Source organism: Bacillus sp. SRI_025, assembly GCF_057592095.1.
In genome coordinates, this window is sequence record NZ_JBYEGB010000002.1 from 658,573 (window position 1) to 685,176 (window position 26,604).

Consider the following 26,604-nt stretch of genomic DNA (forward strand, 5'->3'; position numbering starts at 1 on the left):
TAAGATAGTACATGAGGTGAAAGACAAATGGAACGTTTACAGAAAGTAATTGCACATGCCGGCGTCGCTTCAAGACGAAAGGCTGAAGAATTAATTAAAGAAGGACGAGTTACCGTTAATGGTCAAACAGTGACAGAGCTCGGAGTGAAGGTGGGCTCTTCAGATAAAATTGAAGTCAATGGCTTAAAGCTTGAAAGAGAAGAACCGGTTTACTTTATGCTTTATAAACCGCGCGGCGTCATTTCTGCTGCCGAGGATGATAAAGGACGTAAGGTCGTCACAGATTTTTTTGATGATATCCCGCAGCGCCTTTATCCAATCGGCCGGTTAGATTATGATACGAGCGGTTTGATTTTGATTACAAATGATGGGGAATTTGCCCATAAGCTCATGCACCCGAAATACGAAATTGATAAAACGTATGCAGCGAAGCTAAAAGGCATACCATCAAAGGAACTGCTTAGAAAGCTAGAAAAAGGGATCATGTTAGATCATAAAAAAACAGCACCTGCCCGTGCGAAAATGCTTTCTATTGATAAACGAAAGCAAACTTGTATTGTCCAATTAACCATTCATGAAGGCAGAAACAGACAAGTACGCCGCATGTTTGAAGCGATCGGCCATGATGTGTTAAAGCTAAAAAGGGAGCAATATTCGTTCCTTCATATTGAAGGTATGAGACCAGGAGACCGCAGAGAATTGTCTCCACATGAAGTAAAGCGCCTGAGAGCAATTGCCGATCATGGGAAAAGCGCTTTTTAATTTTCACATAAACTTCAAAAAATGAAGAAGCATCAAAAGAAGGAGAATGCTATAATTTACCTGAATGTCTATGGGGAAGGGGTACTTCAGATGAAAAAAAGACGGTTTTTCATACGGACGGGCATTCTCCTCGTGATGCTTGCTGCACTTTGTTATACAATGTATAACTCAGTATTTGCCAAACAGGATCGAGTCAAAGAAGGATCTATTGCGCCAAACTTTGTCCTTCAATCTGTGGATGGGGATCGGATTGAGTTAAAGGACTTAAAAGGCAAAGGTGTCTTTCTTAATTTTTGGGGTACATGGTGCGGTCCGTGTAAACAAGAATTTCCTTATATGGCGAATCAATATGAAGTGTTCAAGGATCGCGGTGTGGAAATTGTTGCAGTCAATGTTGCGGAATCCAAGATTGCCGTGAAAAATTTTATGGAATCCTATGGCGTGAATTTTCCTGTTGCCTTGGACAAAGATCGTCAAGTGACAGAGGCATATGATATTACGCCGCTGCCAACCACATTTTTAATTAATCCTGAAGGCAAGGTAATCAAAGTCATAAAGGGAACGATGACAGAACGTAATGTCTATGAATATATGAATTTGATTAAACCAAAGGGGTCATAGAATGAAAGAGGTAAAGTGCGAGTGTGGACATATTAATCCAATCGGTACTGTTCTATGTGAATCATGCGGGAATCCCATTGCGGCTAAAGAGAAAAACTCTTCGAAGCTGCTTGATATGAGATATGACGGCAGTGCAAGACGCTCGCAAACATACAACAAAACGATTGTTGATAAAGTATGGAACTTTTTTTCTTCCGTTAAGGTGGGTGTGTGGCTGATTGTCATTACACTGCTCGCTTCTTCGCTTGGAACGATTTTTCCGCAGGAGCGATTTATTCCGCCAGGTGCATCTGCTTCCACGTATTATGAAGAGCAATATGGATCGTTTGGCAAGCTGTATTATACACTTGGATTCCATGATCTTTATAATTCTTGGTGGTTTTTAGCTCTTATCGCATCAATCGGAATCTCTCTTGTCATTTGCAGTCTCGACCGCGTTATTCCTCTTTATCGAGCACTCAAAAACCAAGGGGTTATCAAAAAAGAAGGCTTTATGAGAAGACAGCGTCTGTTCAGCGAGACAGACAAAACATTAGATCAGCATACATATGAAGGCATCATTAGAGCAATGAAACAAAAGCGTTACCGCGTGCGAGAAGAAAATGGGTATATTTTAGCCGAAAAAGGACGTTTTTCACGCTGGGGACCTTACGTCAATCACATTGGATTAATCATCTTTCTCATTGGATCAATGCTCCGGTTCGTCCCGGGCATGTACGTAGACGAAACGCTGTGGGTCAGAGAAGGTGAAACTGCACCGATTCCAGGTACGGATGGTCAATATTTCTTGAAAAATAATGCGTTTTCAATTGATCGTTATGAAACTGGAAATGAAAAAGAAGTGTTTGAGAATGCCATTGAAAAAGCTGGCGACGGTCAAGTGGTGAAAAGCTATAAAACGGATGCCATCTTATACAAACGTGAAGGAGAAGTTGTATTTGGTGAAAAGCCCAAGCTGAAGCAGGTCACAGAACACGATATCAAAGTGAATGAACCGCTCAAGTTTGACAATTTCTCATTGTATCAAGTGGATTTTAAACAAAATGAACTCGATCAAATGGTCTTTCAGCTGATTCGTAAAGATACAGAAAAATCTTTCGGTACAGTGAAGATTAATCTGCTGGAGCCTAAGTCGGAATATGATCTTGGTAGCGGTTACAAAGTCAAAGTGATGAGCTATCTGCCTGATTTTTATTTTGACGATGATGGAACACCAAGTACGAAAACAAGGAATCCCAATAATCCTGCTTTCGTGTTTGAAATGATTTCTCCTGAAAAACCTAAAGGTGAAAAAAGCTTTGTCGCCATTCAAGAGACAGTAGAGGGTTCTGATAACAATCTATATAAAATGAAGTTTGATCGGGTTGAAACGAAAAACGTCACAGGGTTAACTGTTAGAAAAGATTTAACACTAGGGGTGCTTATTGTAGGCGGAATCATTTTCATGATTGGTGTCGTGCAGGGGATGTATTGGCAGCATAGAAGAATCTGGCTGTCGGCAAAGGATGGAAAAGTATTGGTGGCAGGACATACAAACAAAAACTGGTTCGGCTTAAAGTCCGATCTTAACGTGTTACTGAGCGGCAGTGGCATCAAACAGCCAGTTGATCAAAAAGAGCTGCCTGATACAACAAGTATCAGCAAAAGCAAGGGGGAAGGATTAGATGGCGGCAGTCAGTGAAAATCTGTTATTTGCAGCTTTTCTATTTTATTTAGCGGCAGTTCCTTTTTTTGGTGGTGCCATTAAGGGAAAAAAGAAAGAAGAAGGACCGCGCAGGAATAAGGCGGCACTCATTGGCATTACGCTTACCATCATCGGTTTTTTGAGCCAGCTGGGCTATTTTATTTCAAGATGGATCGCATCTGGTCATGCACCAGTCAGTAATTTGTTTGAGTTCACTACGGCTTTTGGGATGATGCTGGTGCTCGCATTCATCATTTTATATTTTGTGTATCAAGTGTCTGTACTTGGTTTATTCACACTTCCAATCGCTTTATTGATTATTGCCTATGCGAGTATGTTCCCATCGGATATTTCACCGCTGATTCCTTCACTTCAAAGTAATTGGCTTTATATTCATGTGACAACAGCAGCACTTGGCCAAGCCATTTTAGCCATCAGCTTTGTGGCAGGTGTCATCTTTCTATTAAAGCATGTGGATCAAACAAAGCCAGGAAAGAAGACGTTTGGTTTAGAGCTTGTCATGTTTATGATTGTGGTGACACTTGCATTTATCGCTGTCACGTCTATCTTTAGAATGACAGGATATGAAGCGACATTTAATTGGATCGATAAAAATAAAGAAAAAAGTGTGATGGTCTATGAGCTGCCAGCTCTTGTCGGACCTCATAAAGGGGAGCTTGTGACGGAAGATCGTTTGGAGCCGTTTGTTGAGCTGCCGCCTGTTTTTTCAGGCAGAAAGGTCAATACAGTATTATGGTCATTTAGCGTAGGGCTGATTATATACGGACTAATTCGATTGATCATTCGAAAACGACTGAGCGCACTGCTTCAACCGCTAGTGAAACAGGTGAACCTAGATTTAGTCGATGAAATTGGGTATCGGGCTGTTTCGATTGGTTTCCCTGTATTTGCATTAGGCGGGCTGATCTTTGCCATGATCTGGGCGCAAATTGCATGGACTAGGTTTTGGGGCTGGGACCCGAAGGAAGTATGGGCATTGATTACGTTTCTCTTTTATGCAGCCTATCTTCATCTTCGCTTGTCGCGAGGCTGGCATGGTGAAAAGTCCGCTTGGCTTGCTGTGATCGGCTTCGCCATTATTATGTTTAATCTCATCTTTGTCAATCTTGTCATTGCGGGGCTTCATTCCTACGCATAATTACAAGGAAAAGGCCAACTTTTATGATTCAATTCGGCTTTTTGTTAAAATGAATGTAACAACGGAGAAAGCAGGAGGACTGTCTAATGGAACACACAACTCAAACGAAAATATTAGTCGTAGATGATGAGGCAAGAATTCGCCGCCTTTTAAAAATGTATTTAGAACGTGAAAATTATGAAATCGATGAAGCGGAAAATGGTGATGAGGCGATTCAAAAAGGGCTTCAAACCGATTACGACCTCATTTTGCTCGATTTAATGATGCCTGGTACAGATGGAATCGAAGTGTGTAATCAAATTCGAGACAAAAAAGCGACTCCAATCATTATGCTGACGGCAAAAGGAGAAGAGGCCAACCGCGTTCAAGGATTTGAGGCAGGAACGGATGACTATATCGTCAAACCTTTCAGCCCGCGTGAAGTTGTTTTACGTGTGAAGGCATTGCTCAGAAGATCGTCTCAAACGTCTTATCTTAATACTGGGACAACAACAAAAGATGTTCTTGTGTTTTCTCATCTTTCTATTGACCATGATGCCCATAGGGTGACGGCTGATGGCAAAGAAGTCAGCCTCACGCCGAAGGAATATGAGCTTTTATATTTCCTTGCTAAAACACCGGATAAGGTTTATGACAGAGAAAAACTGTTAAAAGAAGTATGGCAATATGAGTTCTTTGGAGACTTACGAACAGTCGATACCCATGTCAAACGACTTCGTGAAAAATTGAATAAAGTGTCACCAGAAGCTGCGAAAAAAATCGTTACTGTATGGGGTGTCGGGTACAAATTTGAGGTCGGCGCTGAATGAAACTGTGGAAAAGTGTTGTAGGAAAGCTATGGTTAACCATTCTTTTCCTCGTCCTGATCGTTTTATCTATTTTAACTGTGCTTCTTTTAGAGTTCATTGAGAATTATCATGTAGAAGAAGCAAAATCTGATTTAACACAAATGGCGAACAAAGTAGCGGTCATTTTAGAAAGCCATGAGGATCAATCGCTTGCAAGATCGATAACATCAGAACTCGCTGACAAATTGACGAGTATTGCGATCATCCAAGAGGACGGGCTAGAGTGGTATTCGTCTGAAAAAGGCGGGAAGCTTCCTGCGATTACAAAGAAACAAATTGAAGCGGACAGAGATTTAAACCAAGCACTGAAAGATCGTAAAAAAATCAGTAAACGTGCAGAACCTGATGCAGGCAATCAAAAAGATGAACGAATTGTAGTCGGTGTTCCATATGAGGCGAACGGAAAAAAAGGCATGGTCTTTCTTTCACAGTCACTCCTCGCTGTAGAACAAACAACGAAACATACGACGCGATACATCTTCTTAGCCGCTGGAATTGCGATTGTACTGACCACTATATTCGCTTTCTTCTTGTCAACACGTGTCACCTATCCTCTTAGAAAGATGAGAGAGGGTGCACAAGATTTGGCGAAGGGGAAATTTGATACAAAGATTCCTATTTTAACGCAAGATGAGATTGGAGAGCTGGCGATCGCCTTTAATCAAATGGGGAAGCAGCTTAAATTCCATATCACAGCCTTAAATCAAGAAAAAGAACATTTGTCTAATATTTTAAGCAGTATGGCTGATGGCGTCATCACGATCAATATTGATGGAACGATCTTGATGACCAATCCTCCTGCAGAACGATTTTTGCAGGCGTGGTATTATGAGCAAAATATGAAGATCAAAGATGGAGATGAACTGCCGCCAGAAGCGCGAGAGCTATTTCATACAGCTGTCAGCACAGAAAAGGAGCAAATGATCGAAGTTACGCTGCAAGGGCGTACGTGGGTTCTTCTCATGTCTCCGCTTTATAATCAGCAGGATGTCAGAGGGGCAGTTGCAGTCCTTCGTGATATGACGGAGGAACGAAGACTTGATAAACTGAGAAAAGACTTCATTGCCAATGTCAGTCATGAACTTCGTACACCAATTGCCATGCTGCAAGGGTACAGTGAGGCGATTGTAGATGATATTGCAGGATCAGAAGAGGAAAAGAAAGAGATTGCGCAAATTATCTACGATGAATCACTTCGAATGGGACGTCTTGTAAATGATCTTCTAGATCTAGCGAGAATGGAAGCAGGTCATATTACACTGAATCTTGAATCAACAGATACGGAAGAGCTGACTGAGAAGATCTACCGCAAGTTTCTAGGGATTGCGAAAGAAAAACAAATCGATCTTACGTATAATATTCAAGTGGATGAACCGTACTTTGTATTCGATCCAGATAAGATTGAGCAAGTGTTTACGAATCTCATTGATAATGCCATTCGTCATACACCAGAGGGCGGAGAGGTTCACTTTTCGGTTCAATCGGTGGAAAACGGGCTGAAAATGGATGTGAAAGATTCGGGAAGCGGAATTCCAGAAGAGGATCTGCCCTTTATTTTCGAGCGCTTCTATAAAGCTGATAAAGCAAGAACAAGAGGACGTTCTGGTACTGGGCTTGGCCTTGCGATTGTGAAGAACATCGTCGAAGCGCATCAAGGCTCTATACATGCTCACAGCAAAACGGGTGCAGGTACACACTTCACCTTCTATATTCCGAGAAAAAAGCAGGAACTCGTCTAATCTTGACGAAGAATCTTGTTACATGAGAAACACTTCTTTTCGAAAGAAAATGAAGTGTTTTTTCTATTTTGAAATTTTTAAGGAGAAGTTAAACAAAAAGCCCTTTCCAAACTGTCGAACTTGTAATATATTTGTCATAAAGTTGTAATGTAACGTTTTATAAGAGTCACTCGACAAAAATAAGTGAACGGAGGGGTTTCCTATGCATGAAACCTTTCAAAAAATATATGATTCGTACCATCAAGATTTGTACCAGTTTTTATTTTATATGGTTAAAGATAAAAATCAGGCAGAGGATCTCGTGCAGGAGGTTTACATTCGGGTACTTCACTCATATAAAACTTTTGAAGGAAGAAGCAGCGAGAAAACATGGCTGTTTTCAATTGCAAGGCATGTGGCGATTGACTGGTTTCGCAAACAGCAAACCATTAGACAACGGGTGCTCGGCACGTTTGATTGGGATAAGCAGGATGTAAAAGATCCAGACTTACTCCCAGACGAACTAGCTGTACAGGATGAAAATACAAAAGAAATTTATGCCGCACTTGATCACTGTACGATTGATCAAAGAGCTGTCATCATTTTAAGGTTTATCCAGGGCTACTCAATCATGGAGACGGCAAAGGCGCTAAAGTTCTCGGAAAGCAAAGTCAAAACAACGCAGCACCGAGGCCTGAAAGTGCTCCGAAAACATATGGAGCTTTTGAAGGAGGAGCTAGTGAATGAAAACGAACAGGTCCGATTGGAGCGAAGAACGAATCAAGGTGTTACTAAGTCAGCTTCCAAAAGTGGAGGACAACCGTTCATCTAAGCAGATATACCAGCAGATGCTGATGGCAAGCGGGAAGAAAAAGAAAAGTGTCAGATGGATCGGTCCAGCGGTGGCAACCGTTGTGGTTTTATTTATGGCGTTTTTAATTTCTCCTCATTTATTTCAGCCGGCAGCTCAAGAACAGCATCAACAGATGAAAATGGAATCAAGTGCTGACAAAGGACAGGCGAATGCCACATTAGAGCCGGTCAAACAAGCAAATGGTACCGCGCACGTTGTTTCTCATGAAGACAAGCAAAAGTATATGACGGTTGCATACATAGATGAATCAACATCTCAAGTGGTTCCCATTAGTATTGAAAAAGAAAATGAACATGACCATTTGCAGGAAATGATGAACACATATGAACAGGTGCAGTTGCCTGAAATGACAAAGCCGCTTCAATCTTATCTTGAGATGGTGGACCTTCGTGAAAAAGGGAATACACTTGTCTTTCAGTTAAAAAATGATTTGTCCCTTGATACGATAAAGGAAGCCAATCGGTTTAAAGATATGGTAAAAGAAACGCTGAAATGGAGCAGGTATAAGCAAGTGGAAGTCAAATCTGTCAAAGGCTCTCAGCTTCAATTAGGGGCAAGTGGAAGCATCGGCAGGGTATCGATTGATAAACAAACAAAGCAAGCTTATTACGTATTAGAAAATAAGAGCGGGACTTTTTTGGTGCCCTCAAAAACGCATTATTCTTCTTATGAAGAGGCGGTAGAGGCCATGAAACGGACGAGTGATTCTGGGCTCGAACCATTAATTAAAGAAGAATCCATTAAAGAAGTGACATCAAAAGGTAAGCATGTGACGATCACGTTTGGAGCATCAGCAAAATTATCGGACTCAATTGATCATATTCTACTCATTGAAGGTCTGCTGCTCACAGCGAAAGATTTTGGTTTTACAGATGTCACCATTCAATATGCAGGAACAGATCAAGTAGGACCTTATGAATTAAACGAACCAATAGAGGTACCGGCTCTGCCGAATCCAGTTGTCATCAAAGATCGTTAAAGGACGCAAGTGAGTCATTGCGTTCTTTTTTAATGTATAGAAAATGGCCTTCTTGCTGTATACTAAGCTGTCATGAAAAGAACCTCAAAGAAGGGGAGTCACTGATGAAAAGGTATTGCTTCATAGGTGCAAGCTGTTTTTTGTTCTTCATCTTAGCACCATTTGCCCATGCGCAGCAGACAAACGAATGGGTGGAGCCAGTGAAAGGAGAAGTCACTGACTTGTTTGGGACAAGGGGCGGCTCGCATAAGGGATTAGATATAGCTGCGCCAGAAGGAGAATCCATTTTTGCTGCAAGTGAAGGTGTGGTTACGCGTTCGTATGTATCGGCTACATATGGAGAGGTTGTGTTTATTCAGCATCCAAACGGGTACGAAACCGTCTATGCTCATTTACACGAGCGTTTTGTGAAAAAGGGTGACCAAGTACAAGCGGGAGAGCCGATTGGCATCATTGGCAACACAGGAGCCTCTAGAGGCACTCATTTGCATTTTGAGGTACATCGTGGCAATTGGTCAGTCAGCAAAGAGGATGCGATAGATCCGCTCAAAATGATTGCAGTGGAACGTTTCAAAGAGCCCGCTCTTCATGTAAATGGACATGAAAAAAATACATATGTCATTCAAAAAGGGGACACTCTTTGGTCAATAGCAAAGGTGCATGAAATGACTGTGGAACAATTGAAAAAGATCAATGAGCTGACCACTCACCTCATTCGAACAGGAGACCGTTTAATGGTTTCAAAAAAATAAACCTCATGCTTTTGCATGAGGTTTATCACTGTTTTTTAAAGGTCAATCAGGCGGACAGACAGAATATCCTGTACTTCCGTTAATTTTTTCACAATTTCATCCTCTAGATGCTTATCGAACGAAAGCATCATAATGGCTTCGCCGCCTTTTTCTTTACGTCCTACCTGCATTGTTGCGATGTTGACATCATGGTCGCCTAAAATCTGTCCAACCTTTCCAATCACACCAGGTGCATCTGTATGCTGGATGTAGACAAGGTGTCCATCTGGATAAAAATCAATATTAAATCCATTAATAGAAACAACGCGTTCCCCTAGATGCGGGATGTAAGTCGCTTTTAGAGTAAAGGTTGAAAGGTCACCTTTGACTTCAATAGAAATACTGTTTTCGTAGCCAGATTCGCTGGAAGAAATTTTCTCACTAAAGCTAATGCCGCGTTCTTTTGCGACCATTCCAGCATTTACTTCATTCACAGTCGAATCAACGCGCTCTTTTAAAAAGCCTGAGAGGAGACTTTTTGTGATAAAGGATGTTTCGAGTTTTGAAATAGAGCCTTCATAAGAAATGCCTACTTCTTTTACCGGTTCTCTCATTGATTGAGAGACAAGACGTCCAAGTTTTCCTGCAAACTGATGATAAGGCTGAATCTTTTTGAATTCGTCTTTTGTCATCGCTGGTAGATTAATAGATGACATGACAGGAAGACCTTTGGCAAATTGAAGGACTTCTTCAGATACTTGCGCTGCTACATTTAATTGTGCTTCTTTTGTAGAGGCACCAAGATGCGGAGTTGCAATGACGTGTGGATGATCCACAAGCGGATTATCAGTTGGAGGTTCTACCTCGAATACATCGAGTGCAGCTCCTGCGACATGGCCGCTTTCAAGTGCCTCAAGAAGGTCAGCTTCGTCAATAATGCCGCCGCGTGCACAGTTTACAAGGCGAACACCTTTTTTCGTTTTTGCAATCGTTTCTTTATTGAGAAGTCCTCTTGTTTCTTTTGTTAATGGCGTATGTACAGTAATAATATCTGATACTTCGAGTACTTCATCGAGTGATTTCGCATTGACGCCAATTTTTTCTGCACGTTCCTTTGTGAGAAATGGGTCAAACACGTTGACTGTCATGCCAAACGCTCTTGCACGCTGGGCGATTTCACTTCCGATTCTGCCTAAGCCGACAATCCCAAGAGATTTTCCGTAAAGCTCAGCACCAACATATGCACCTCTGTTCCATTCTTTTGATTTGACAGAAATATTGGCTTGCGGAATATGACGCATAAGTGATGAAATCATGGCGAACGTATGCTCAGCTGTCGAGATCGTATTACCGTTTGGTGCATTGATGACAATGACGCCGTGCTTGGTTGCTTCATCAATGTCAATATTGTCTACTCCCACACCGGCACGGCCGACAATTTTTAATGAAGTCATTTTTTCATAAAGCTCTTTCGTTACTTTCGTGGCACTTCTGACAAGTAAGGCATCAAACGTGTGTAATTCATCTTCTGCTTCTGCTACATTTTTTTGGACAATTTCAACAAAATCTGATTCTAAAAGTGGTAGAAGACCATCATTGCTCATCTTATCTGAGACTAATACTCGAAACATCGTAAGATTTCCTCCTAAAATAAACGTCATAAATATCTGATAATTTACCATATTCCTTTTCACTGTGTCAATCAAATTAAAGCAGTAAAGTGAAAAAGAAAACACGAACATTTCTTTGTGTCTTTATAAAGAATGAACACCTTTAAACAAAAGATAACCAATTTTTGCGCATTTGTCATTAGAATTTTTGTGTTTTTTACGATTTCTTAAAACTGATGAATTTGCTCAGGATTTTTATCTGTACAAATGCTCATATATCATATATAATGATGTCGAATTGAATAATGATCAATCTTCGGGGCAGGGTGTAATTCCCTACCGGCGGTGATGAGCATAGTCTCTAAGCCCGCGAGCCTTTTTGGCAGGATTCGGTGTGATTCCGAAGCCGACAGTATAGTCTGGATGGGAGAAGATGGAGGTTCATAAACGTTGAAAACATTGATGTTTACACGTTTATTTGTCTAGCCCAATTTCCCCGCTCCTGTTTTCAAGGGCGGTTTTTTTGTGGCTAAAATGGAACAATCCTCTTTTCGAAAGATTTGATCGAAAAGGAGAGAGAATATTGAATCAAAGTAAAGTAAAGCGTTTAGTCGTTACCAGTATGCTCAGCAGTATTTCGTTTGTATTAATTTTATTGGATTTCCCTTTCCCGGGTCTTCCAGCGTATTTGAAAATTGATTTCAGTGATATCCCGGCGATTATCGCAATTTTAATTTATGGACCGGGTGCAGGAATTGCTGTTGAGGCATTAAAAAATGTACTGCATTACCTCATTCAAGGCAGTATGTCCGGCGTTCCAGTTGGGCAAGTCGCGAACTTCATTGCAGGCACATTATTTATCTTGCCAGTCGCCTTTATGTTCAAAAAAATCAAATCAGCAAAAGGGATGGCATGGTCTATGATCGCGGGTACATTGCTTATGACTGTGATGATGAGCATTTTAAATTACTTCTTATTCCTGCCAGCTTACACATGGTTCTTAAACGCGCCAGAACTATCAGATCATGCGCTCAAGACGACTATTACAGCAGGGATCTTACCATTTAACTTTATTAAAGGCATCATCATTACCATCGTGTTCAGCCTCATTTTTGTGAAAATGCGTCCATGGTTTGAAAATAAACGTCGACTTCAAAATAGTTAATATAAAAAAAGCCCCTGCATAAGGGGCTTTAGATTATTGACAAAGGGCTAAAATGGTTTTTATTTTAGCCCTTTGTCTTCTATTCAGCGTGATAGAAAACCTTTGCAGTCTAGGAAGGGTGAGCACCGGAACGGAGCGAATTTGACATTCGTGAGTACCGGCGCGCAGACCTGACAACGAATGCGAGGGTTTGTCTACATGCTGAAAGCCCCTGCATAAGGGGCTTTTATACTATTCATGCTTAAGTGGGTCACCCTCGAAAGATTCGTCCGCAACTTTGATTGAATCCGTTGGACATCCTTCAAATGCATCAAGCATATCTTCTTCGAGTACTTCTGGAACTTCTACAGTTCCTTGGTTGTCATCAAGCGTAACAAATGCAATGCCTTCATCATCATAATCATAAATGTCTGGAGCAGCTGCACCGCATGCGCCGCAAGCAATACATGTGTCTTTGTCTACAATTGTATATTTTGCCATGTTAAAAAAATACCTCCCAGATTGTTCGATGGAACAAATGGTCTAACCTTTTTAGTTTCACCGATAAAAAACAATTTCCTCAAACCTTATTGTAATGATTTTAATTTCACATTTCAACTGTAAAGTGATTGAGAATGCTTATCACATAAGGGTTTGTTCATAACTTTCCCCCACAAATTGAGTTTAAACATTTCTTCTTCTATGAAATCTGTTAAAATAAAGGGAGAAAATATTCGAATTTTGTCAGGAAGACAGGTGCTTTGGCGAATGACTCTTCATTATTTGGATGTCATGTTAATGGACAGCGTATATAAATTGAACGGCGAACGCTCCATAAGTGCTGTCTACCATCTTTTTAAAGGAAAAAAATCATCACAAACCATACAGGATGCCAGTTTATTTCAGCTTTCAAAGTACTTCGGCTGTTACCCGGGGTTTACGAGGGAGCAGCTGAATCGCTCTACTATAAAACTTGACGAAGAGCACTACATCAAAAAAACGGGGGAGACATTCACTGTTACAGATGCAGGACAGCGTATGCTAAACCAGTACTTTTTAGAAAAACCGATGCCCGTTTATTTTCATGGTGCAAAATATCATGATAAAGCAAAGGTGCTATGGATGAGGCTCTCGTTACTTGTGCAAGTGCTTTCTCACCATATGGCTGGATCGTATCAATATGTCCCAATACAAAGAGATGTATCCGTACAAAGCTGGACGAAATCCTTCTTAAAACAGCATCACGAGAAGAATAAACTTTCAGAAGAGCTGCATCATGAACTAGAAACGCTCCTTAGCCGTATAAGTAATCAAGAGGCGCTGATTTTTGTTTATTCATTGACGTCAAATGAAAGAATCGGGCGTACGTATCAGCAAATGGCAGAGTGGCTAAAAGAAGATGTGTGGTATGTGTACCTGCTTTTTTGGAATGTCCTCCATTATTTTATTCATGCTGCCCAAAAAGGTGAGACGCAGCTCATGCAAAAGCTCGTAGGTGACCTTGAATTCAAACGCGTGCTAACAACCTCTACTCACAAAACGCTCGAACTTGTGCAAAAAGGCTTTGATATTGATCAGATTGCGCATATTCGTTCATTAAAAAAGGCAACGATCGAAGACCATATTGTCGAGCTTTCCATACATGAACCGAACTTCTCAATAGAGCCGTATGTGAGCGTAGAAGCGCAGCAGGCCATTCATACAGTAGCCAGGGAGCTTCAAACAAATAAAATGAAGCTGATTAAAGAAAAACTCGAACATTCATTTACTTATTTTCAAATACGATTGGCTCTGACAAGGATGGTGAAAGCAAATGGATAAGCTTCATCAGACGCTCATGCGATATTTTGGTTACGACTCATTTAAAACAGGTCAAGAGGACATTATTCAAAGTGTACTAAATCAAAAGGATACGGTTGCCATGCTGCCTACTGGCGGCGGGAAATCCATCTGCTATCAAATTCCCGGCTATATGTCAGATGGGTTAGTTCTCATTATTTCGCCGCTGTTATCGCTTATGGAGGATCAAGTCGAACGAATGAAAATGCGCGGAGAAAAACGAGTGGCGGCGCTGAACAGCACATTGTCTTTTCAGGAGAGACGGCATATCATTCGGCATTTGCCATCATATAAGTTTTTATTTGTCGCGCCTGAGGCATTAATGTCAGAGGTGCTGCTAGAACAGCTCAAATCGATGCATATTGGTCTGTTCGTCGTCGATGAAGCCCATTGTATATCGGAATGGGGGCATGATTTCCGTCCGGAATATTCCAAGCTGGGAGAATGGAGAGAAGCGTTAGGTCATCCTGTTGCCTTAGCACTGACGGCAACAGCAACAAAACAAACGCTAAAAGATACCGTGCAAACGTTAAGATTGCAGCATCCAGACTTTCATATTCATTCTGTCAACCGGCCAAACATCGCTTTAGTTAAAGAAGCGCACGAAACGAAAGAAGCAAAAGAGAAACGGGCCATTGAGCTTGTGGAATTCCTGCAAGGCCCCGGTCTGATTTATTGCCCGACTCGGCAAATGACAGAAGAAATGGCGCTTTTTATGAAACAAAAAACCCATCAGCGTGTAGAGTATTACCATGGCGGAATGGATGCAGGAGACCGCATGCTTATTCAGCAGCAATTTATCAGCGGACAGCTTGATCTCATTTGTTGTACAAGTGCTTTTGGAATGGGAATTGACAAAGCAGATATACGATTTGTTATTCATATGAGCCCGCCGCAGTCAATTGAAGCATTTATGCAGGAAATTGGAAGAGCAGGACGGGACGGGAAAAACAGTGTGAGCATTCTTTTATATACAGAAGAGGATGCGGACATTCAACAGCATTTAATACAAGCCGAGGGCTTTGATGATCCAGAAATTGATTTTTTCTTAGCTAGACTGACACAAACGCAGACAAATGATGAAAAAAAATTACGTGAACAATTGATGGAATCAGGGCTTCAGGAGACACGGGCAAGAATGCTGATCCACTATTACAGGATGTATCAGTCTGAACAGCCGCGTGTGCTCCTGATGAAACTGAAAGAGAAATTGCAGGACAGACAAACAGAAAAACTGAGAAAAGTATGGCAATTTAAGGAGCGGATCACAGGTCATAGCTGCTTTAGACAATCTCTGTTATCATACTTTTACGAACAGCTTGATCAAACGGAGATTGCATCCTCTGGCAATTGCTGCTCTTCTTGCGGACTTGACCTGTCTGATTATGAAAAAAAAGAACAACCATTGGAGCTGAATGAAATGAAACACTGGAAGACCGTGCTGAATCGTATGTTTCATCTGACAAAAGAGGCGCAGCATTGATCGAACAACATCGCCGAATCATTGAAAAATTAACCGATCGACAAGTCGTAGAACAACTGTATTTTACGCAGCTGCTGATGCTGGTTATTTCTTTTTTACTAGGTATATTTATGTTCGATCATTGGACAGATTTCACATCTCTTTGGGAGATTCAAGATGCGCGGATACTGACTTATGGAATTGGCGGCGCTGTGCTTGTGATCATTGTGGATGCGATTGTCATGAAGGTGTTTCCTGCTCATATGTATGATGATGGTGGTTTAAATGAAAAAATGTTCAAAAACCGCAGCATCCCGCATATTGTTTGGTTAACACTGCTCATCGCCTTTTCAGAGGAAATTCTATTCCGAGGGATCGTCCAGCAGCAATTTGGATTGGAGATTGCTAGTATCGTGTTTGCACTTCTTCACTTTCGTTACTTATCAAAAATACTCTTGTTTATCCTTGTGGTTTCCATTAGTATTTTTTTAGGACTTTTATACGAGTGGACGGGGAATTTATTTGTTCCTGTCATGACCCATTTTGTCATTGACTTAGTCTTTGCTTGTCAAATTCGTTTAAAATATAGGGGGAGGGATGAACATGGAAGAAATGTCGAGAATGAAGAGAAAGAAAGAGCAGCTGACAAACATCCATGACGATGATGTTGAGAAGATTTTTGAAGAAGAAGTACAGCCTTCAGATGACTCTCACTTTCCTACACGAGAAGATTTTCATGAATATAAAAAGCAGCGCACAAAAAAGGTTCGCAATCCATTGTTTACAACACTGGCTATTATCTTTCCTATTATCGTCGTCACGGTGTTCTTCCTTTTGATCTACTACACGTCAAAGGAAATTAACCATAATAATAATCAAGATGTATATAATATTGATTCTACATCAAGTGCTGACACAGACCCAGTCCCGTCAGCACTTGCCGAAACGAAAAATGACTCAAGCGCTGATAAAGCGGATGCGTCTGATGATGAGAAGCAAAAGAAAGATGAAGAAAAACAGCGATCGAAAGAAAAAGCTGAACAGAAGAAAAAAGAAAAAGCTGCTAAAGAGAAAGAAGAGCGTGAACAAGCAGCGAAAGAAAAAGAGCGGGAGCGAGCTGAAGCTGCCAAAAAGCGTGAACAGCAGCAGCTAGCCCTGCAAAAGCAACAGGAAGAGAAAAAACGAAAAGAAGCTGAAGAGAAAAAGAAGCAGGAAGAAAAGCCAGTTCGTGTCGTGCAGCACACTGTTGGTCCAGAGGAAAACCTGTATCGAATTTCAATGAAGTATTACAAAAACCGTTCGGGTGAAGAGAAAATTAGAGCCTATAATCATTTGAAAGGTAACAGCGTGTACAGTGGTCAAGTGCTGAATATTCCACTAGAAAACTAATCATCTGACATGAATGAAGAAGCAGGCACATACATATGTAGAAAAAAGGGACAGGGTGTATGTGATGACATTGCACGCAATCAGCCGATATATGGATCAGCCAACACAGAAGATGATGGAAACATTGATCAAAAGAAAGCATAAATATGAGGGGTTTGCCAAGCAGTGCAAAAGGTGGCAATGGACAGCCCTTCTATCGCTGGCCATTCTTTTGTTTTATTTTGTGATCACGGCAAATGCGGGAGGCGGCTCGCTTCAGCCGGAAGCCATGATTGCCACACTGCTTGGTCATGAAGTATTTCTGTTTTGGATCATGGCTGAGGTCTTTGCTTTTTATGCCTCTTATTACTATAAGAAAAAAGAAGAAAAGGCTGAAGATGAATATCATCGGCTTCGATGTGAAATTATACAAAAGAGCACAGACTTATGGCCGCAATCAAATCAGTGGAAAGAGCGCGAGGCGGTTTTTCACTATATGCAGAAGCAATATGACATTAATCTTTATTATGAAAGTAAATAAATGAGAAAAAAAGACGTTTAACAGTTGAAACGTCTTTTTTCATTCAAGCGTCTTATGAAAGAAAGATATGTAAGGGAGCCATTTGTGATGAAATATGCCATCGGATTTACTGCCGCCATTGCGGCTGTTACAACAGGTGTGTGTGTAACGGCAAAAATGGTGAAAACGGCAAAACAAAACAACATCAAAAAGCATTACTTTACAATAGAAGCACTTCAATCAGACCGTCCTGCTGTCATTTTCTTTATTTCTGATACACACAGACGTCTCATCAGTGACACTTTATTAGCAGAAATCAGACAGGAAGAGCCAGATGTGATTATGATTGGCGGAGATTTAGCGGAAAAAGGTGTACCCTATGCAAGGATTGAAGAAAATGTGAAACGTTTATCAAGAATTGCGCCGGTTTATTTTGTTTGGGGAAATAATGATCATGAGCTGCACCAGCAAAGGTTTAAAGAGATTCTTCATGCATACGATGTCACGACTTTGCAAAATGAAACGGCTGTATGGAATTTCGAAGGCCAGCGAATTAAAATCGGAGGAATTGATGATATTCGGCTTGAAAAAGCAGATTATGAAGCGATACGGCCAGAGTTTGTGAAAGAAGATGTCAATATTCTCTTATCACACAATCCAGATGTACATCATTTGATGAGTGAAGAGGAAGGAATTGATCTTGTCCTGAGCGGTCATACGCATGGGGGACAGATCCGAATTGGGAAATTTGGACCGTATGAAAAAGGAAGAACAGGCCAGGTCAAAGGTGCGTTCTTTCTCATTAGTAATGGCTACGGAACAACAAAAATTCCCATGCGTCTCGGAGCAGAACCAGAAACCCATCTGATCTATTTAATGCCTCTAAAAACGCGTTAACTTGCAGAACCCTCAATATTTTCCATAAAAGTCACCGTAAGCATAGCTTCATGCTTGTCTTCCGTCTTGACACAGTGTAAACTGAATACAAAATTAAGAACCTATGACTCATCATCTCATATACTACAGTATGATGTGTGTTTAGAAGAGGCAGGAGGGAACGTTATGCGACTGGAGCGTCTGAATTATAATAAAATCAAAATTTTTCTCACACTAGATGACCTGACAGACCGAGGTCTTACGAAAGAAGACCTTTGGAAAGATTCGTTCAAAGTCCATCAGCTGTTTAAAGACATGATGAACGAGGCGAATCAGGAGCTCGGTTTTGAAGCGAATGGACCGATTGCTGTTGAAGTATTTTCTCTTCAGGCGCAGGGGATGGTCGTCATTGTCACAAAGAGTCAGCAGGAAGATGCTGATGATGAGTTTGATGAAGATTACATTGAGATGCAAGTCAAGCTCGACGAGAGCAAGCATGTGCTCTATCAATTTGCCTCGTTTGAAGATGTGATTCAACTGTCCCATAGTTTAAGTCGTATTGGACTTTTAGGGGGTACAGTTTACCATTATGAAGGTCAATATTATCTCAGCCTAGATGATGTTGGAGAACTATCTGCTGATACAGTCATTTCAATTTTAGCAGAGTTTGGTTCACCTACGACACTCACCATTCACCGGCTAAAAGAGTATGGAAAAGTGATCATGCAAGAAGATGCCGTGAAAACGATTCAAATGTATTTTTAATCACTTTTTTCTATTATATTTAATACTGTTGTGATGAAACAACAGTATTTTTTTATATCCTTTTTTATATTTATAAACGCTGATATTTTATTTTGATAAAAAACGCTTTTTACCTTTGCTTTACCAGTACGAAGGTGTATACTATTGCTTGAAAGGGAGCAGTAGATCATGAAAGATTTCTAGGGGGTTTATTTTAATGGCAGCCGATCAAAACGCCGCTCATAACGCAGAAGATAAGCTAGATGTTTTAAAGTCAACTCAAACCGTCATACATAAAGCGCTAGACAAATTAGGGTATCCGCAGGAAGTGTATGAATTGCTGAAGGAGCCAATTCGTCTATTAACGGTCAAAATTCCAGTACGTATGGATGATGGATCTGTGAAAATTTTCACTGGTTACCGCGCACAGCACAATGATGCTGTCGGTCCAACAAAAGGCGGAATTCGTTTCCACCCGAACGTTACGGAAAAAGAAGTAAAAGCGCTTTCAATTTGGATGAGTTTAAAATGTGGAATTGTGGATCTTCCTTATGGCGGAGGAAAAGGCGGTATTATCTGTGATCCAAGAGAAATGTCATTCAGAGAGCTTGAAAAACTTAGCCGCGGCTATGTTCGCGCCATCAGTCAAATTGTTGGACCAACAAAAGATGTTCCAGCACCAGACGTGTTTACGAACTCTCAAATTATGGCATGGATGATGGATGAATATTCTAGAATTGATGAGTTTAACTCGCCAGGGTTTATTACAGGAAAACCAATTGTTCTTGGGGGATCACACGGACGTGATACTGCAACAGCAAAAGGTGTGACGATCTGCATCAAAGAAGCGGCGAAGAAAAAAGGAATTGACATTAACGGGGCTCGTGTTGTCGTACAGGGATTCGGAAATGCAGGAAGCTACTTAGCTAAATTCATGTATGATGCTGGAGCGAAAATCGTAGGGATTTCAGATGCGTACGGCGGATTATACGATGAAGATGGTCTAGATATTGACTACTTGCTTGACCGACGTGACAGCTTTGGAACCGTCACTAAATTATTTAACGATACAATTACAAACCAAGAGCTGCTTGAGCTGGATTGTGATATCCTAGTACCTGCAGCCATTGAAAACCAAATCACAGAAGATAATGCGGCAAACATTAAAGCTAAAATTGTCGTAGAAGCAGCAAATGGTCCAACGACACTGGAAGGAACCAAAATTCTTTCAGATCGTGGTGTACTACTTGTCCCAGACGTACTTGCGAGTGCGGGTGGTGTAACTGTTTCTTACTTTGAATGGGTTCAGAATAACCAAGGGTTCTACTGGACTGAAGAAGAAGTTGAAACTCGTTTAGAAGATATGATGGTGAAATCATTTAATAATATTTATGAAATGGCGCAAAACCGCCGGATTGATATGCGTCTTGCTGCATATATGGTCGGTGTACGTAAAATGGCTGAAGCTTCTCGATTCAGAGGCTGGATTTAAGCGGCTGATTTGCATCGCGCCTTAAAATCTCCTATCCTTAAATAGGAGATTTTTTTATGGAATGGAACAAAGAATCAAACAGCCCAGCAATTGTTATTGCAGTGAAATGACAGGAGTGGAACAAATGAAACAAGAAAAAGCGATCATAATAGGAGGCGGCCCATGCGGACTATCAGCTGCCATCGCATTCAAGCAAATTGGGATTGATGCACTTGTGATTGAAAAGGGGAATGTCGTGAACAGTATTTATCATTACCCAACACATCAAACCTTTTTTAGTACAAGTGAAAAGCTTGAAATCGGTGATGTCGCTTTTATTACTGAAAATCGTAAGCCCGTTCGTATTCAGGCACTTTCCTATTACCGAGAGGTCGTCAGACGAAAAAACCTGCGTGTGCATGCTTTTGAAAAAGTGAACGCCGTGACGAAACAAGATGGCGGTTTTACAGTGAATACATCAAAAAACGACTATTCATGTGATTACGTCGTCATTGCAACTGGCTACTATGATCATCCAAACTATATGAACGTCAAAGGAGAAGACCTTCCCCACGTATATCACTACTTTAAAGAAGGACATCCATATTTTGATAAAGATGTGACGGTGATTGGCGGGAAGAACTCTAGTGTGGATGCTGCACTAGAACTTGTGAAATGCGGAAGCAGAGTCACTGTGCTTTATAGAGGAACTGAATATTCATCCAGCATCAAACCTTGGATTTTACCAGAGTTTGAAGCGCTTGTCCGTAATGGAACGATTCGAATGGAGTTTGGCGCGCAGGTGAAAGAAATCACAGAAGAAGATGTGATCTTTACAAACCAGCAAAATCAAACGGATCGAGTGAAAAGTGACTATGTATTTGCCATGACTGGCTATCATCCAGATCATTCTTTCTTAGAAAAAATGGGTGTCACGATAGATCAAGAATCAGGCCGTCCAGCATTTGATGAACAAACGATGGAAACGAATGTTGAAGGTATTTTCATTGCAGGAGTCATTGCTGCTGGAAATAATGCGAATGAAATTTTCATCGAAAATGGAAGATTTCATGGCGGACTCATTGCAGAAGAAATCAACAAAAGAATCAACGGATAAAAAAAGAACTGGATCCTTCAAAGGGGTTCGGTTCTTTTTTTATAAATTGGGATTATATAGAAAGTTATTTTTAGAAAAATGGGCCCGAGTCATATAAAAAAAGGGTAAATCATGGTACGATAATGAAGGATAATGTAGGGAAAGAGGTCTGGTTATGATCGCAATCATCTCAGCAGGTTTAGCTCCCGGCATCGCACTTTTAAGTTATTTTTATTTGAAAGATCAGTACGACAATGAGCCGGTTCATATGGTCATCAGATCTTTTATGCTAGGTGTCATACTTGTGTTTCCAACCATGTTTATTCAATATGTCCTTCAAGAGGAAAATATCGCAACAAACCCTATCTTGATTTCATTTGTGACGTCGGGCTTTTTAGAGGAATCATTAAAATGGTTTATTTTAATGGTCAGCGTTTATGCGCATGCCCAGTTTGACGAACACTATGACGGGATTGTGTATGGAACGAGTGTCTCACTTGGTTTTGCAACACTTGAAAATATTCTTTACTTAGTCGGTCATGGGGTCGAATATGCGTTTACCCGTGCTTTATTACCTGTATCAAGTCACGCATTATTTGGTGTTGTGATGGGATTTTATATCGGAAAAGCCCGCTTCTCTGATAAAAAAGAGCAGCGCAAATGGCTGATTCTTTCTTTAACGCTCCCTGTGCTGTTTCACGGCCTGTATGATTTCATTCTATTAGGGATGAAAAACTGGGGATATATCATGGTGCCGTTCATGATTTTTTTATGGTGGTTTGGTTTAAGGAAAGCAAAAAAAGCCCGTGCGGTAAAAATGGTGCAAATTTAATTTTTGAAAACGTCCTATTTGTTGATAGGGCGTTTTTTTGTCTTTTCCATCCAATTCTCTCCTGTGTTGAATGTATAAAAATAGGGATCGGAAGAAACATATATTCAAACATCAAAAGTACAGGAGGATCAAATATGGATAAAGCTCGTTTCATAAAACAAATCGTTCTTATCTTCTCAATCGTTCTTCTTGCGTCTTCACTTTTGACAGAGAGTAAAAGTGAAGCCTTCACCAGCCAAGTCATCCAGCGCGGCGCAACAGGAGAAGATGTAGTCGAACTGCAAGCGCGGCTCCAATACAATGGTTTTTACAATGGCAAAATTGATGGCGTCTATGGCTGGGGGACGTACTGGGCCGTTCGTAACTTTCAAAGCCAATTTGGTATCAAGAAAGTCGATGGACTTGTAGGCGAGAAAACAAAAAGCTTATTAGTTCAAAAGACGAAATACTACAAAGAATTTGTTCAAAAGCAGCTGCAGCAAGGAAACCAGTTTACCCATTATGGCGGAAAGCCTCTTGATCAGCAAACAAAGGCTCCGAAAAGAAGCTCGCAAAAGAAGACAGCCCAAGGTACAAAAGAAAATCAAAAAAGTCAAAGTGGATCATCTGGGAAGTCTGGCAATCAGTCAGGCAGCCAGCAGGGGAATCAAACACCGAAACAAACAGCAGCCAACATGCCTGGTGGATTTTCTAGTAATGACATTCAGCTCTTGTCACAAGCTGTTTACAGTGAAGCAAGAGGTGAGCCGTATGAAGGACAGGTGGCCATCGCGGCCGTCATCTTAAACCGTTTGAACAATCCGACCTTTCCAAATACGATCGCAGGGGTCATTTTTGAACCGCTAGCATTTACCGCTGTTGCAGATGGGCAATTTTATATGACGCCAGATGAAACGGCAAAAAAGGCTGTGTTTGATGCAATCAATGGCTGGGACCCATCTGAGAGCGCCATTTATTACTTTAATCCTGATATAGCAACAAGTCCATGGATTTGGGGAAGACCACAAATTAAACGAATCGGGAAACATATATTCTGCGAATAAAAAGAGGTGTAAATAAATGATCAGAGGAATATTGATTGCTATTTTAGGAATTGCTGTCATCTCAACAGGTTACTGGGGCTATAAAGAACATCAAGAAAAAGACGCCGTGCTGCTTCATGCTGAGAACAACTACCAAAGAGCCTTCCACGATTTAACGTATCAGGTGGATCAGCTGCATGACAAACTGGGCGCAACACTTGCGATGAACAGCCAAACATCCATCTCACCAGCACTTGCAGATGTATGGAGAATGTCATCAGAAGCGCATAACAATGTCAGCCAGCTCCCGCTCACATTGATGCCTTTTAATAAAACGGAAGAATTCCTGGCGAATGTCGGAGACTTTAGCTACAAATCATCAGTCAAAACTTTATCAGACGAACCATTAAATAAAGATACACACAAAACCATTACAGCCCTTTATAATCAAGCATCAGATATCCAAAACGAACTTAGACAAGTGCAGCACCTCGTCCTTAATAAAAACTTAAAATGGATGGATGTTGAAATGGCGCTGGCTGACGGCGATCGAAAGAACGACAACACCATCATTGACGGGCTGAAAACAGTCGAGAGAAATGCAGATGCGTTTGCAGATGTCGATCTTGGGCCTACAAATGTGTCGACAGAAAAAGAAACACAAGGCTACAATCATCTAAAAGGCGACAAGATTTCAAAAAAAGAAGCGATCCGCATTGCACAGCAATTCACACCTGACCATAATCAACATTTTAAAGTGAGAAAAAGCGGCAGCAAAACCAATCGTGACGTGTATAGCTTATCGATGTCTGATCCAGACAGCCATGCTAACTTTTACTTAGACTTAACTGAAAAAGGAGGACACCCAGTCTACCTTCTTCAGAATCGTGACGTGAAAAAACAAAAAATCAGTTTGAATGCTGCATCAGAAAAAGCACTCAGCTTTTTAAAGAAGCACGGATTTGACACAGAATCGTTCCATTTAGATGAAAGTGCACAATTTGATAATATCGGTGTATTTACCTATGTGCCTCTTCAAAAAAATGTATTACTTTATCCAGATAGTATACGCATGAAAGTCGCATTGGATGATGGCGAGGTTGTTGGGTTTTCAGCGAAGGACTACTTAACGAATCATAAAACTCGAGACATCAAAGCACCGAAAATCTCTCAAAAAGAAGCACAGAAAACATTGAATCAGCATGTAAAGATCGAAGATACTCATTTGGCGATTGTGCAAAATGATATGTCAGAGGAAGTTCTGTGCTATGAGTTCCTCGGAACGATAAAAAACGATACGTACCGCATGTTCATTAATGCAGATACTGGAAAAGAAGAACGGGTAGATAAACTGAAAAACGCAGAACCTATATATAAAGACCTATAGAAAAGGAAGCGAGGAAAAGGCTAATAAGTCTTTTCCTTTTGTTTTAGACATGGTTTAATATAGGAGAGGATACGATTTCACAGATGAAAAGAGTGATGAGGAATGTTACAAATAGGGGATGCAATCACAATTGAATATGTCAATGAGAACAAAGAAGTGAAAACAGCAAAATCGAAGGTTTTGGAAAATAATAACGATGATATTTGCATTAATTATCCAGCAGATAAAGAAACGGGCCGCACCATCTACTTAAACCAGCAAACAGAAATCACCGTCTTCTTTTTTGACGAAAATCAAATTCCATACAAATGTACAAGCGAAGTCATCGGAAAAAGAAAAGAAGATATTCCGATGATTGTTATTTCCATTCCGCCAAAAGAAAAAATGATCCGGCTTCAGCGAAGAGAATATTTGAGAGTGGATACGATGATCAAAGCCACTATGATGCAAACGGATGAAGAGGCCTTTGACACGTTTATTGTGAATATAAGTGCTGGCGGCGTGGCGATTGCTGTTCCTGAGGGCGTGTCATTGAAAGATTATGGAGAAGTGGCCACAGAGTTTGAACTTCCCTTAAAAGAGCCCGTGAAAATTAAAGCGGTTGCAGAGATGAATCGAGTATATCAAGATGAACAGTCTGGCAAAACAAGAGCGATCATGGAGTTTTCAGAGATCACAAATGACCACCAACAGCACATTATGAAATACTGCTTCCAGCAGCAGCTTTTAACACGTGTGAAAAAAGCATAAGAATAAAGGGTGTAAAAAGCTTCCATACTAGAGAGGAAAGAATCTAGCGTGGAGGCTTTTTGTATGAAGACAATGGAAAGATGGTTATTGAAAGTGGTGTTCATTCAGCTTATTTTATTGCTAACTGTTCAGATCACACTTCATTTGACGAAAGGAGAACTTTTTTTGTCAAAAGTCGTGCAGTATGAGGGTGTGAATAACATGAGTATTGAAGAATGGATTGAGACGTTTAAGCAGAAGGATTGATAGAAAATTCCCCCGTTTGAGCGGTGATCGTGTTACAATTCATAAGGGAGATTCAATCAAGGAGAGGTATTATGAAAAAGAAATTATCTATTGCAATTGATGGTCCTGCAGCAGCAGGCAAAAGCACTGTGGCAAAAATAGTCGCAGCCAAAAAATCATATATTTATATTGATACAGGTGCCATGTACCGCGCGATTACACTTGCGGCACTTAATCAAGGTGTAGACCTTGAAGACGAACAGGCACTTGATTCATTACTGAAAAAAACAGTCATTGAACTAGTAACAACAGGCGAGGGTCAAAAAGTCCATCTAAACAATACGGATGTCACAGAGGATATTCGTACAGACCGCGTAAGCAACCAAGTATCGGTTGTTGCAAAGCACAGAGCTGTTCGGGAAGAAATGGTCCGCAGGCAGCAAGAGCTTGGCAAACGAGGCGGTGTCGTTATGGATGGAAGAGACATAGGCACTCACGTACTTCCGGATGCCGAAGTGAAAATTTTCTTGCTTGCATCAGTAGAAGAAAGAGCAAAACGCCGCTTTGAAGAGAATCAGAAAAAAGGCTACGATGTCAATTACGATCAGCTGATTGAAGAGATTGCAAGACGTGACAAGCTTGATTCTGAGCGCGAAGTTTCACCTTTAAAGAAAGCGGACGACGCCATTGAAATTGATACAACCTCCCTTTCTATTCAAGAGGTGGCAGGGAAAATTTTAGATGCGGCAGACCGCGTAGAGAAACAGTAAGAAATTTTAGAAAACTTTAATAAGTTAGAGGTTTATCTCTTGACAAACAAGGTCTTTTATTAGAAGTTTATACTAATACTATTTTTATTGATCATTCAAGCAATTATATTGA

27 protein-coding genes and 1 riboswitch are annotated in these 26,604 nt (G+C 40.8%); of the genes, 25 read left to right on the plus strand and 2 right to left on the minus strand.

The window, feature by feature from the left end; genetic code table 11:
- Nucleotides 1–27 precede the first annotated feature (27 nt).
- The 9 genes from rluB to AC20OE_RS08445 all read left to right on the plus strand — a co-directional run bounded on the left by rluB (nt 28) and on the right by AC20OE_RS08445 (nt 9,397).
- Entirely contained in the window at nt 28–762 is a 735-nt protein-coding gene (gene rluB, locus AC20OE_RS08405; protein WP_058837974.1) for a 23S rRNA pseudouridine(2605) synthase RluB, read from the plus strand.
- Nucleotides 763–852: 90 nt separating this feature from the next.
- Entirely contained in the window at nt 853–1,383 is a 531-nt protein-coding gene (resA, locus tag AC20OE_RS08410) for a thiol-disulfide oxidoreductase ResA (protein WP_039179621.1), read from the plus strand.
- Between the two features lies 1 nt (nt 1,384).
- Nucleotides 1,385–3,064 carry a cytochrome c biogenesis protein ResB gene (gene resB, locus AC20OE_RS08415; protein ID WP_099663358.1) on the plus strand — a complete coding sequence of 560 codons (1,680 nt, stop codon included), beginning with the start codon at nt 1,385–1,387 and terminating at the stop codon, nt 3,062–3,064.
- Nucleotides 3,048–4,226 (plus strand): c-type cytochrome biogenesis protein CcsB, encoded by a 1,179-nt coding sequence (ccsB, locus tag AC20OE_RS08420; protein ID WP_059377123.1) that lies wholly within the window; start codon nt 3,048–3,050, stop codon nt 4,224–4,226. Before resB ends, ccsB begins: the two co-directional genes overlap by 17 nt.
- 86 nt (nt 4,227–4,312) lie before the next feature.
- On the plus strand, nt 4,313–5,035 hold the full coding sequence (locus AC20OE_RS08425) for a response regulator transcription factor (protein WP_003215596.1): 723 nt from the start codon (nt 4,313–4,315) through the stop codon (nt 5,033–5,035).
- Nucleotides 5,032–6,813, plus strand: coding sequence for an ATP-binding protein (locus tag AC20OE_RS08430; protein ID WP_039179612.1), 1,782 nt, complete (start codon nt 5,032–5,034; stop codon nt 6,811–6,813). The genes AC20OE_RS08425 and AC20OE_RS08430 overlap by 4 nt, the downstream gene beginning before the upstream one ends.
- Nucleotides 6,814–7,015: 202 nt before the next feature.
- Nucleotides 7,016–7,624: an RNA polymerase sigma factor SigX gene (sigX, locus tag AC20OE_RS08435; protein ID WP_039179611.1), complete on the plus strand. Its 609-nt coding sequence runs from the start codon at nt 7,016–7,018 to the stop codon at nt 7,622–7,624.
- Nucleotides 7,536–8,645, plus strand: coding sequence for a hypothetical protein (locus tag AC20OE_RS08440; protein WP_059377119.1), 1,110 nt, complete (start codon nt 7,536–7,538; stop codon nt 8,643–8,645). The genes sigX and AC20OE_RS08440 overlap by 89 nt, the downstream gene beginning before the upstream one ends.
- A gap of 104 nt (nt 8,646–8,749) precedes the next feature.
- A complete protein-coding gene (locus AC20OE_RS08445; protein WP_487268795.1) occupies nt 8,750–9,397 on the plus strand; it encodes a peptidoglycan DD-metalloendopeptidase family protein in 648 nt (215 codons plus the stop codon).
- Nucleotides 9,398–9,432: 35 nt separating this feature from the next.
- Here AC20OE_RS08445 and serA read toward each other — a convergent pair whose 3' ends face one another.
- Nucleotides 9,433–11,007 (minus strand): phosphoglycerate dehydrogenase, encoded by a 1,575-nt coding sequence (gene serA, locus AC20OE_RS08450; protein WP_024422834.1) that lies wholly within the window; start codon nt 11,005–11,007, stop codon nt 9,433–9,435.
- A 287-nt stretch (nt 11,008–11,294) separates the two neighbouring features.
- A riboswitch (FMN riboswitch) is annotated at nt 11,295–11,425 on the plus strand.
- A gap of 144 nt (nt 11,426–11,569) precedes the next feature.
- On the opposite strand from serA, the gene fmnP reads away from it, so the two are divergent.
- Complete coding sequence (gene fmnP, locus AC20OE_RS08455; protein ID WP_041109656.1) at nt 11,570–12,151, plus strand: riboflavin transporter FmnP; 582 nt, start codon at nt 11,570–11,572, stop codon at nt 12,149–12,151.
- 231 nt (nt 12,152–12,382) lie between these two features.
- Here fmnP and AC20OE_RS08460 read toward each other — a convergent pair whose 3' ends face one another.
- Complete coding sequence (locus AC20OE_RS08460) at nt 12,383–12,631, minus strand: ferredoxin (protein ID WP_003215700.1); 249 nt, start codon at nt 12,629–12,631, stop codon at nt 12,383–12,385.
- Between the two features lie 267 nt (nt 12,632–12,898).
- On the opposite strand from AC20OE_RS08460, the gene AC20OE_RS08465 reads away from it, so the two are divergent.
- From AC20OE_RS08465 to cmk, 15 genes are all read left to right on the plus strand, one after another.
- Complete coding sequence (locus AC20OE_RS08465) at nt 12,899–13,951, plus strand: YpbB family protein (protein ID WP_099663360.1); 1,053 nt, start codon at nt 12,899–12,901, stop codon at nt 13,949–13,951.
- On the plus strand, nt 13,944–15,452 hold the full coding sequence (locus tag AC20OE_RS08470) for a RecQ family ATP-dependent DNA helicase (protein ID WP_487268796.1): 1,509 nt from the start codon (nt 13,944–13,946) through the stop codon (nt 15,450–15,452). The genes AC20OE_RS08465 and AC20OE_RS08470 overlap by 8 nt, the downstream gene beginning before the upstream one ends.
- The gene (locus AC20OE_RS08475; protein WP_047202731.1) at nt 15,449–16,090 is read left to right on the plus strand and encodes a CPBP family intramembrane glutamic endopeptidase; all 642 of its coding nucleotides are present in this window, start codon (nt 15,449–15,451) and stop codon (nt 16,088–16,090) included. Before AC20OE_RS08470 ends, AC20OE_RS08475 begins: the two co-directional genes overlap by 4 nt.
- Entirely contained in the window at nt 16,035–16,820 is a 786-nt protein-coding gene (locus AC20OE_RS08480) for a LysM peptidoglycan-binding domain-containing protein (protein WP_039179605.1), read from the plus strand. The genes AC20OE_RS08475 and AC20OE_RS08480 overlap by 56 nt, the downstream gene beginning before the upstream one ends.
- A gap of 64 nt (nt 16,821–16,884) precedes the next feature.
- A complete protein-coding gene (locus AC20OE_RS08485) occupies nt 16,885–17,340 on the plus strand; it encodes a DUF2663 family protein (protein ID WP_047202733.1) in 456 nt (151 codons plus the stop codon).
- 87 nt (nt 17,341–17,427) lie between these two features.
- Nucleotides 17,428–18,216, plus strand: a complete 789-nt coding sequence (locus AC20OE_RS08490; RefSeq protein ID WP_099663362.1) for a metallophosphoesterase — start codon at nt 17,428–17,430, stop codon at nt 18,214–18,216.
- A gap of 165 nt (nt 18,217–18,381) precedes the next feature.
- A complete protein-coding gene (locus AC20OE_RS08495; RefSeq protein ID WP_024428080.1) occupies nt 18,382–18,960 on the plus strand; it encodes a genetic competence negative regulator in 579 nt (192 codons plus the stop codon).
- Nucleotides 18,961–19,156: 196 nt separating this feature from the next.
- Nucleotides 19,157–20,431 carry a Glu/Leu/Phe/Val family dehydrogenase gene (locus AC20OE_RS08500; protein ID WP_007500982.1) on the plus strand — a complete coding sequence of 425 codons (1,275 nt, stop codon included), beginning with the start codon at nt 19,157–19,159 and terminating at the stop codon, nt 20,429–20,431.
- A 124-nt stretch (nt 20,432–20,555) separates the two neighbouring features.
- Entirely contained in the window at nt 20,556–21,527 is a 972-nt protein-coding gene (locus tag AC20OE_RS08505) for a YpdA family putative bacillithiol disulfide reductase (RefSeq protein WP_366204872.1), read from the plus strand.
- A 154-nt stretch (nt 21,528–21,681) separates the two neighbouring features.
- Nucleotides 21,682–22,338, plus strand: a complete 657-nt coding sequence (prsW, locus tag AC20OE_RS08510) for a glutamic-type intramembrane protease PrsW (RefSeq protein ID WP_024422824.1) — start codon at nt 21,682–21,684, stop codon at nt 22,336–22,338.
- 134 nt (nt 22,339–22,472) lie between these two features.
- Entirely contained in the window at nt 22,473–23,381 is a 909-nt protein-coding gene (sleB, locus tag AC20OE_RS08515; protein ID WP_487268797.1) for a spore cortex-lytic enzyme, read from the plus strand.
- A 16-nt stretch (nt 23,382–23,397) separates the two neighbouring features.
- Nucleotides 23,398–24,747: a germination protein YpeB gene (gene ypeB / locus AC20OE_RS08520; RefSeq protein WP_039179595.1), complete on the plus strand. Its 1,350-nt coding sequence runs from the start codon at nt 23,398–23,400 to the stop codon at nt 24,745–24,747.
- A gap of 102 nt (nt 24,748–24,849) precedes the next feature.
- Nucleotides 24,850–25,497, plus strand: coding sequence for a flagellar brake protein (locus AC20OE_RS08525; RefSeq protein ID WP_099663364.1), 648 nt, complete (start codon nt 24,850–24,852; stop codon nt 25,495–25,497).
- 63 nt (nt 25,498–25,560) lie between these two features.
- Complete coding sequence (locus AC20OE_RS08530; RefSeq protein ID WP_099663365.1) at nt 25,561–25,743, plus strand: YpfB family protein; 183 nt, start codon at nt 25,561–25,563, stop codon at nt 25,741–25,743.
- Between the two features lie 71 nt (nt 25,744–25,814).
- Complete coding sequence (gene cmk / locus AC20OE_RS08535; RefSeq protein ID WP_039179588.1) at nt 25,815–26,492, plus strand: (d)CMP kinase; 678 nt, start codon at nt 25,815–25,817, stop codon at nt 26,490–26,492.
- Nucleotides 26,493–26,604: the final 112 nt, after the last annotated feature.

What these genes read in the sequence shown, in the direction of transcription:
- rluB (WP_058837974.1), top strand. Translation starts at nt 28, where the DNA reads ATGGAACGTTTACAGAAAGTAATTGCACATGCCGGCGTCGCTTCAAGA.
- resA (WP_039179621.1), top strand. Translation starts at nt 853, where the DNA reads ATGAAAAAAAGACGGTTTTTCATACGGACGGGCATTCTCCTCGTGATG.
- resB (WP_099663358.1), top strand. Translation starts at nt 1,385, where the DNA reads ATGAAAGAGGTAAAGTGCGAGTGTGGACATATTAATCCAATCGGTACT.
- ccsB (WP_059377123.1), top strand. Translation starts at nt 3,048, where the DNA reads ATGGCGGCAGTCAGTGAAAATCTGTTATTTGCAGCTTTTCTATTTTAT.
- AC20OE_RS08425 (WP_003215596.1), top strand. Translation starts at nt 4,313, where the DNA reads ATGGAACACACAACTCAAACGAAAATATTAGTCGTAGATGATGAGGCA.
- AC20OE_RS08430 (WP_039179612.1), top strand. Translation starts at nt 5,032, where the DNA reads ATGAAACTGTGGAAAAGTGTTGTAGGAAAGCTATGGTTAACCATTCTT.
- sigX (WP_039179611.1), top strand. Translation starts at nt 7,016, where the DNA reads ATGCATGAAACCTTTCAAAAAATATATGATTCGTACCATCAAGATTTG.
- AC20OE_RS08440 (WP_059377119.1), top strand. Translation starts at nt 7,536, where the DNA reads ATGAAAACGAACAGGTCCGATTGGAGCGAAGAACGAATCAAGGTGTTA.
- AC20OE_RS08445 (WP_487268795.1), top strand. Translation starts at nt 8,750, where the DNA reads ATGAAAAGGTATTGCTTCATAGGTGCAAGCTGTTTTTTGTTCTTCATC.
- serA (WP_024422834.1), bottom strand. Translation starts at nt 11,007, where the DNA reads ATGTTTCGAGTATTAGTCTCAGATAAGATGAGCAATGATGGTCTTCTA.
- AC20OE_RS08460 (WP_003215700.1), bottom strand. Translation starts at nt 12,631, where the DNA reads ATGGCAAAATATACAATTGTAGACAAAGACACATGTATTGCTTGCGGC.
- AC20OE_RS08465 (WP_099663360.1), top strand. Translation starts at nt 12,899, where the DNA reads ATGACTCTTCATTATTTGGATGTCATGTTAATGGACAGCGTATATAAA.
- AC20OE_RS08470 (WP_487268796.1), top strand. Translation starts at nt 13,944, where the DNA reads ATGGATAAGCTTCATCAGACGCTCATGCGATATTTTGGTTACGACTCA.
- AC20OE_RS08480 (WP_039179605.1), top strand. Translation starts at nt 16,035, where the DNA reads ATGGAAGAAATGTCGAGAATGAAGAGAAAGAAAGAGCAGCTGACAAAC.
- AC20OE_RS08485 (WP_047202733.1), top strand. Translation starts at nt 16,885, where the DNA reads ATGACATTGCACGCAATCAGCCGATATATGGATCAGCCAACACAGAAG.
- AC20OE_RS08490 (WP_099663362.1), top strand. Translation starts at nt 17,428, where the DNA reads ATGAAATATGCCATCGGATTTACTGCCGCCATTGCGGCTGTTACAACA.
- AC20OE_RS08495 (WP_024428080.1), top strand. Translation starts at nt 18,382, where the DNA reads ATGCGACTGGAGCGTCTGAATTATAATAAAATCAAAATTTTTCTCACA.
- AC20OE_RS08500 (WP_007500982.1), top strand. Translation starts at nt 19,157, where the DNA reads ATGGCAGCCGATCAAAACGCCGCTCATAACGCAGAAGATAAGCTAGAT.
- AC20OE_RS08505 (WP_366204872.1), top strand. Translation starts at nt 20,556, where the DNA reads ATGAAACAAGAAAAAGCGATCATAATAGGAGGCGGCCCATGCGGACTA.
- prsW (WP_024422824.1), top strand. Translation starts at nt 21,682, where the DNA reads ATGATCGCAATCATCTCAGCAGGTTTAGCTCCCGGCATCGCACTTTTA.
- sleB (WP_487268797.1), top strand. Translation starts at nt 22,473, where the DNA reads ATGGATAAAGCTCGTTTCATAAAACAAATCGTTCTTATCTTCTCAATC.
- ypeB (WP_039179595.1), top strand. Translation starts at nt 23,398, where the DNA reads ATGATCAGAGGAATATTGATTGCTATTTTAGGAATTGCTGTCATCTCA.
- AC20OE_RS08525 (WP_099663364.1), top strand. Translation starts at nt 24,850, where the DNA reads ATGTTACAAATAGGGGATGCAATCACAATTGAATATGTCAATGAGAAC.
- AC20OE_RS08530 (WP_099663365.1), top strand. Translation starts at nt 25,561, where the DNA reads ATGAAGACAATGGAAAGATGGTTATTGAAAGTGGTGTTCATTCAGCTT.
- cmk (WP_039179588.1), top strand. Translation starts at nt 25,815, where the DNA reads ATGAAAAAGAAATTATCTATTGCAATTGATGGTCCTGCAGCAGCAGGC.